This is a genomic window from Paraburkholderia atlantica, from assembly GCF_009362785.1.
Lineage (GTDB): Bacteria > Pseudomonadota > Gammaproteobacteria > Burkholderiales > Burkholderiaceae > Paraburkholderia > Paraburkholderia atlantica.
The window spans coordinates 1-4967 of record NZ_WHNQ01000118.1 but is presented as its reverse complement, the minus strand read 5'-3'; the positions used below and the strand labels follow the sequence as shown (position 1 = coordinate 4967).

General features: G+C 64.4%; 7 protein-coding genes. 4 read left to right on the top strand and 3 right to left on the bottom strand.

Going from position 1 to position 4967, the window contains the following annotated elements; all coding sequences use genetic code 11:
• The 3 genes from GCT19_RS44745 to GCT19_RS40850 form a co-directional block, all read left to right on the top strand.
• The coding region (locus GCT19_RS44745; protein ID WP_227749511.1) for a hypothetical protein at positions 1-254 on the top strand (254 nt) is incomplete at its 5' end.
• A gap of 44 nt (positions 255-298) precedes the next feature.
• Positions 299-562 (top strand): hypothetical protein, encoded by a 264-nt coding sequence (locus GCT19_RS44740; protein ID WP_152855007.1) that lies wholly within the window; start codon positions 299-301, stop codon positions 560-562.
• A gap of 17 nt (positions 563-579) precedes the next feature.
• Positions 580-909, top strand: a complete 330-nt coding sequence (locus GCT19_RS40850) for an ATP-binding protein (RefSeq protein ID WP_152855006.1) — start codon at positions 580-582, stop codon at positions 907-909.
• Between the two features lie 28 nt (positions 910-937).
• Here GCT19_RS40850 and GCT19_RS40845 read toward each other — a convergent pair whose 3' ends face one another.
• Both GCT19_RS40845 and GCT19_RS40840 read right to left on the bottom strand, forming a co-directional pair.
• Positions 938-2533 carry a hypothetical protein gene (locus GCT19_RS40845; RefSeq protein ID WP_152855005.1) on the bottom strand — a complete coding sequence of 532 codons (1596 nt, stop codon included), beginning with the start codon at positions 2531-2533 and terminating at the stop codon, positions 938-940.
• A gap of 692 nt (positions 2534-3225) precedes the next feature.
• On the bottom strand, positions 3226-3963 hold the full coding sequence (locus GCT19_RS40840; RefSeq protein WP_152855004.1) for an IS6 family transposase: 738 nt from the start codon (positions 3961-3963) through the stop codon (positions 3226-3228).
• Here GCT19_RS40840 and GCT19_RS43135 point away from each other — a divergent pair.
• Positions 3937-4131, top strand: coding sequence for a hypothetical protein (locus GCT19_RS43135; RefSeq protein WP_193727527.1), 195 nt, complete (start codon positions 3937-3939; stop codon positions 4129-4131). The two genes, GCT19_RS40840 and GCT19_RS43135, sit on opposite strands and share 27 nt — an antisense overlap.
• Before the next feature lie 221 nt (positions 4132-4352).
• Here the strand turns inward: GCT19_RS43135 and GCT19_RS40830 are convergent.
• On the bottom strand, positions 4353-4967 hold a 615-nt coding region (locus tag GCT19_RS40830; protein ID WP_152855003.1), incomplete at its 5' end, for an IS6 family transposase.

The window sequence follows — 4967 nt, the reverse complement described above, 5'->3', positions numbered from 1 at the left end:
GCGAGCAGCGAACCCGCCGGCATGACCAGATCGTCAGATACATCGAGGACAAAGGCATCTATGCATTTCACAAGAAATACGGCTACGGTGTGCGCTCGCTGGTCGAGGCACAGATCTCGCGCATCAAGCGCTGCATCGGCGAGCGCCTGCTGACGCAGGAGCTTGCGTCGCAGGAAGGCGAAGGCATCATCATCGCCAACCTGCTGAACCGGTGGGATGCCTTCGGCAAACCGGTTTGCGTCAAAAATGCATAGTCGCGTCCATGGCACGGGAACTCGTACCCATCCGGACAAAGCCCATGCGCAGCGAGAAGACCGACGACGGCAAGTTGCGCCGCATTGCCCAGACCTGTCGAACGCTGGAGCAGGCCCACCTCTTCAACGACGGAAACGCTCGGACGATCGGCTTCCTGCTGCTGAACAGGTTGATGCTGAATGCGGGCATGTCGCCCGCGCTGATGGCCAACCCCAACGAGTTCGATGGCTTCTCCATCCGCGAACTGGTGCAGAGCATCAGGCAAGGGCAGGAGCACTTCGCCCAGTACACCGGTCATCCGTTCTGAGGCATTGAATTTTGCGGATGGCCGCAACAAGGACACGCGTTCAACGGCTTCACGCCGACGTGCTGCAGAACGCCGACCGCCACCGCGCGCCCGACATGCCCATCATCATCGGGCTGTGCGCCGACGAGACGAACGCGCGCGTCGAGCTGCACAAGGAAGGCGAGGCCATCGCCGGCGGGCTGATCGACAAGATATTCGAGTGCGGCATCTCGGGCGGCGACGAGATCGAAAGCGACGCCGCCCCCCCCAAGCGCGGACAGGGCCTGTTCGTCGCCAAGACCTACATGGCCAAGATGGGCGGCACGACGCGGCCAAGAGCGCGGCCGGCGAGGTGCGCTTCATACTGACGCTGCTGCGCGCGAAGGCCTGAGACGCTCAGTCCGCGCGCGATGCGGCGGGTGGTGGCTGCTTCGTGGCGGCCGATGCGTCTTGCGGCTGCAGGGCGGCGTCGGCCAGTGACGCGGGCAGCACCCAGTCCGCGACTCGCGGCGTCGGATCGAGCAGGCCGCGGGCCGCCGCCACGACCTCCGGCGCCTTGCGCGCCGCCTCGGCGAGTGGCATCTTCTTGGCCAGCTCCCGCGCCACCACGGCACCCATGATCTCGTTTCGCACCGTCGCGGGCAGGCTGCCGGCGCGTTCCTCGGCCTGCGCCACTTCCGTCTTCGACGGCTGGTCCCGCCTGGTGGCCGGCGCGTGCTCACGGTCCGCCTGCGCTTCCTGCCGTCTCTCGCGCGCCAGCAGCTCGCCCAGCGGCGCTTGCTCGACCCAGCCCTGGCCGCTCTTCACCCATCGCGCGGGCACGACCGGCTGGTCGGGTGCCCGGCGCAGGCCGGCCGCCGGACCGGCGCTCTTCCGGTGCCCGCCGAACGGGTTCATCGAGGCGAGCGCGTCGCGGGCCTTCGTTTTCAGGCCCTTGTATCCCTTCGCGGCGGCGCGCCTGAACGAAACCTCCTTGTCCATGGCCCTCTCGACGCGGCCGGCGAAGGCTTCGTCGACGCCCGACACGGCGTCCCACAGCGATTTCTCGTGCAAGGCCACGGAAGGCATTTCCCGCGGATCGCACTGGCCGGCGATGCCGGCGGCCAGCTCCTTGGCCTTCTGGAGCAGGCCCGCGTGTTCGGGGCCATGGCGATTCTTCACGGTGCCACCGCCCTGGTGTGACTTGTACCGGCTGTCGGATGCGAACACTGCCGGGCCGTCCGCCCAGGCGTCCATCACGATGGTGCGCTCCTTCTCGTCCGCTTTCCCCTCGGGGTCCGCTGGCGTCGTCTCCGCCCACGCGTGGTCGATGCCGACACCCGAGATAGCCTGGGACTGCTCGCCGGGGCGTAGGCGCGCCGCGTGCGCCGCGGCCGCGAGGTTGCCGTGCTCGCCGCAGTGGCCAGCCCCCGCCCAAATAGGGCGCGAGAGCGCGTCGCTCTCGACTTCGGGATCCTCCGCGAGCGAGCGTCCGCCCATGGATCGCCGGGTCGCCTCTGCGAGGCTGTCGCGGATGTCCTCGCGCACGTTGCCTCGGCCGGCCGGCATCAGGGCCCGGGTTTCGCGCACGCTCATGTCGGCGCGACGCAGTCGTTTCCGCTCGTCGCCCGTGATCTTGCGCCCCACGGCAGCGCGCGCCAGGAGGTAGCCCGCATGTGGCAGCTCCTCGGGCAGAAGTCGATCACGGGAACGGCGGGGCACCGTGCCGGCCAGCCCTTCCGGCGTCATGCGGGGCTCCGGCTCCTTGGCCGGCGCCGGCGCGTGCTCGGGGGCTTCGTCGATCGCCGCCAGCGGGGCCGGGGTGCCGAGCCCGGCTCCCGGCGCGCGCCCGCGCGGCGCGAGGCCCTTCGAGGCTAGGCTCGTGCGCGAGGGCAACGCCTGCAGGCGAGCGTCGGCTGGCCGGGGAGCGACCGGCGATGCCGCCGCCGCCGGCGTGTCAGTGCCCGGCGAGCTCGCGGGGCGCAAGTAGCGGGGCTGGATGCGGATCGACATCAGCGACAGCCGCGAGACGGAGCAGGGAACGGGGTCACGATGGCAGCTTCTTCGAACGCGATGAATCGATGAGGGTGACGAAGGATTCAAGACAGGCGTCCCGTCGCGTGCGCGACGGCGGCGTGTGGCCGTGGCGCGCCACGTGGACAATGCTTGCACCGAAGCCTCTCACCGGCTGCGCGCATTCCGAAGCCGGGCCGACGAATGCGAAGCGTCGAAAGCAGCCGGCCGGTGGGCCGCTGCCGCTAGGCGCGGGGCAAGGGGTTGAAACGGGCAATCCATTGCCAATGCCGGAAAGTCGCCCTCTCAACTGGTTGCGGGTTTTCTGAAGTGCGTAAATTTGTCTGCATGCCGCATGGGGACTGACTTTTAAAGGTCCGCATGGTCAGATCGGTGAAAGTCCGGATTTGCGGATGTAACGGATGACCGGAAGTCAATACAGGCAAGCGATTCCCACGAATTTGAGTCTTGACGGTGCGCGCGATGAAGCAGCCAATCACCGGCACGTCGCCGAATACTTCGCGAAGTTTTCGGGCTGCTGCAGCGAAGTGGGCGCCACGCGTGAGCACGTCGTCGAAGAGAAAAATAGCCGCAGGACGCTCGTCCGGCTTGCCTTTCTCAGGGTCGAAGGCCAGATCGGGGCATTGTCAACTTGTCGGCAGTGGCACGGACTACTGCGAAGAGTCAATCGCTCAGGAGACAGTCGACGGATTTTGAGCGATGTCGGTGAATTCGCGCCACGCAGCGAATCGGGATGCGAGTTGTTTGCGATAGCGTGAAGCCCGTAGCAGGTGTCGCTTGAGCGCGAAGTGCTGCCGGATCAGGCCGAAGCTGGAGAGAAAAGCCTGCGTGCGCTTCGGGGCACGAAATCCGCGCATGCGCCGCTCACGTTCACGCGTAGGCTGATGACTGTTCTCTGCCCGGTTGTTCACCCGGGCCGCAGCCTTGACGAAGACGTGTTTGATGTTTGCCAGTTCGGGGATGTCGGCCTTGGCTGCCGGGTAGCTGCGAAGCTGATCGGTGACAATCCTTCGTGGCGCGTCGACACAGGCGGCCAGCACGCGGTTGAAGAAGCGCTTTGCTGCGGGCTTATCGCGATGTTTCTGCAGCAGGATGTCGAGTCCGGCGTGGTGCTGGTCGACTGCCCGCCAGAGCAGATAAGGCTCACCGCGCAACGTAACGAAGACTTCGTCCAGATTCCATGTGCGCCCAGGCTTGCGGCGAGCAGCTTTGACGCGATGTGCGAAGCCCGCGCCGAATTTGTCGCACCAGCGGCGGATCGTCTCGTAACGGACAACGACACCGCGCTCGAACAGCAGTTCTTCAATATCACGCAGGCTAAGCTGGAACCGGAAATACCACCGAACCGCGAGACTAATGATTGCCGCCGGGAACCGGTGGCCGTGATAAAGCGATTTTCTTTTCTTCATCGTGACATCTTACGTGACTACCTCGCCAACGTGACAGTGCCCGCGCAGGAGCTTGCGGCGCGGGAAGGCGAAGGCGAAGGCGAAGGCGAAGGCGAAGGCGTAATCATCGCCAACCTGCTGAACCGGTGGAACGCCTTCGGCAAACCGGTTTGCGTCAAAAATGCATAGTCGCGTCCATAGCACGGGAACTCGTACCCATCCGGATAAAGCCCATCAGCTTGACATTGCCTTCTCTTTCAATCTGCGCCACAATTTTTCATCGACCGGGCCCCGATGTACGGTCGGTTCCATTCTTCCCAGAGACCGTTGGAATCTTTCCCACCGTTTCCCTAGTGGCTCCGGTGCAAATAGGTAGTGCGGTCGAAATAATCTTTATAGATTTGGATACCTTATCGATTGAACAGGACGGCGTTCCAAACCGCGGGCGCGGTGGTATCGCTGAGCCTGAGCGCGCAGAGGTCGAACTGCGCCTTGCGAATGCGATACATCAACTCGATGCCTGAAATCGTGATCGCGGCACTTCTGAACCGTTTGAATCCAGGCATCACGTTCGTTCTTGACTTGATGTGACGATGGTCCTGTTCGATCAGATTGTTGAGATACTTCGAAGAGCGCACCTTCGTGTCCTCGGGAAGCAGGCCGTCAATTTTCATCTCACGCACGGCCCGGTGCGACGCGGCATACCCATCGAGGGTGACCGTCTCCAGTGGCCGGCCTTGATGTTTGACCGCCTTGCCGAAAAAGGCTTTTGCCGCGGCCACATCGCGCTTTGCCCTGAGCATGAAGTCTACCGTCTGGCCGTCCCGATCCACCGCCCGATATAGATAAACCCATTTGCCCCGGATCTTCAGGTACGTCTCGTCAACCCTCCACGACCGTCCCGCAGACGTGGCAAAATGGTTCCAGCCCTTGACGAACTCGGGCGTATAGCGGCGCACCCAACGCAGAATCGTCGTGGGAGCCAGCGACAACCCTCGCTCAGCCATCATCTCGACGAGATCGCG

Excerpts from the sequence above, each read along its gene's own strand:
- GCT19_RS44740 (WP_152855007.1), top strand. The coding sequence starts at position 299 with ATGCGCAGCGAGAAGACCGACGACGGCAAGTTGCGCCGCATTGCCCAG.
- GCT19_RS40850 (WP_152855006.1), top strand. The coding sequence starts at position 580 with ATGGCCGCAACAAGGACACGCGTTCAACGGCTTCACGCCGACGTGCTG.
- GCT19_RS40845 (WP_152855005.1), bottom strand. The coding sequence starts at position 2,533 with ATGTCGATCCGCATCCAGCCCCGCTACTTGCGCCCCGCGAGCTCGCCG.
- GCT19_RS40840 (WP_152855004.1), bottom strand. The coding sequence starts at position 3,963 with ATGAAGAAAAGAAAATCGCTTTATCACGGCCACCGGTTCCCGGCGGCA.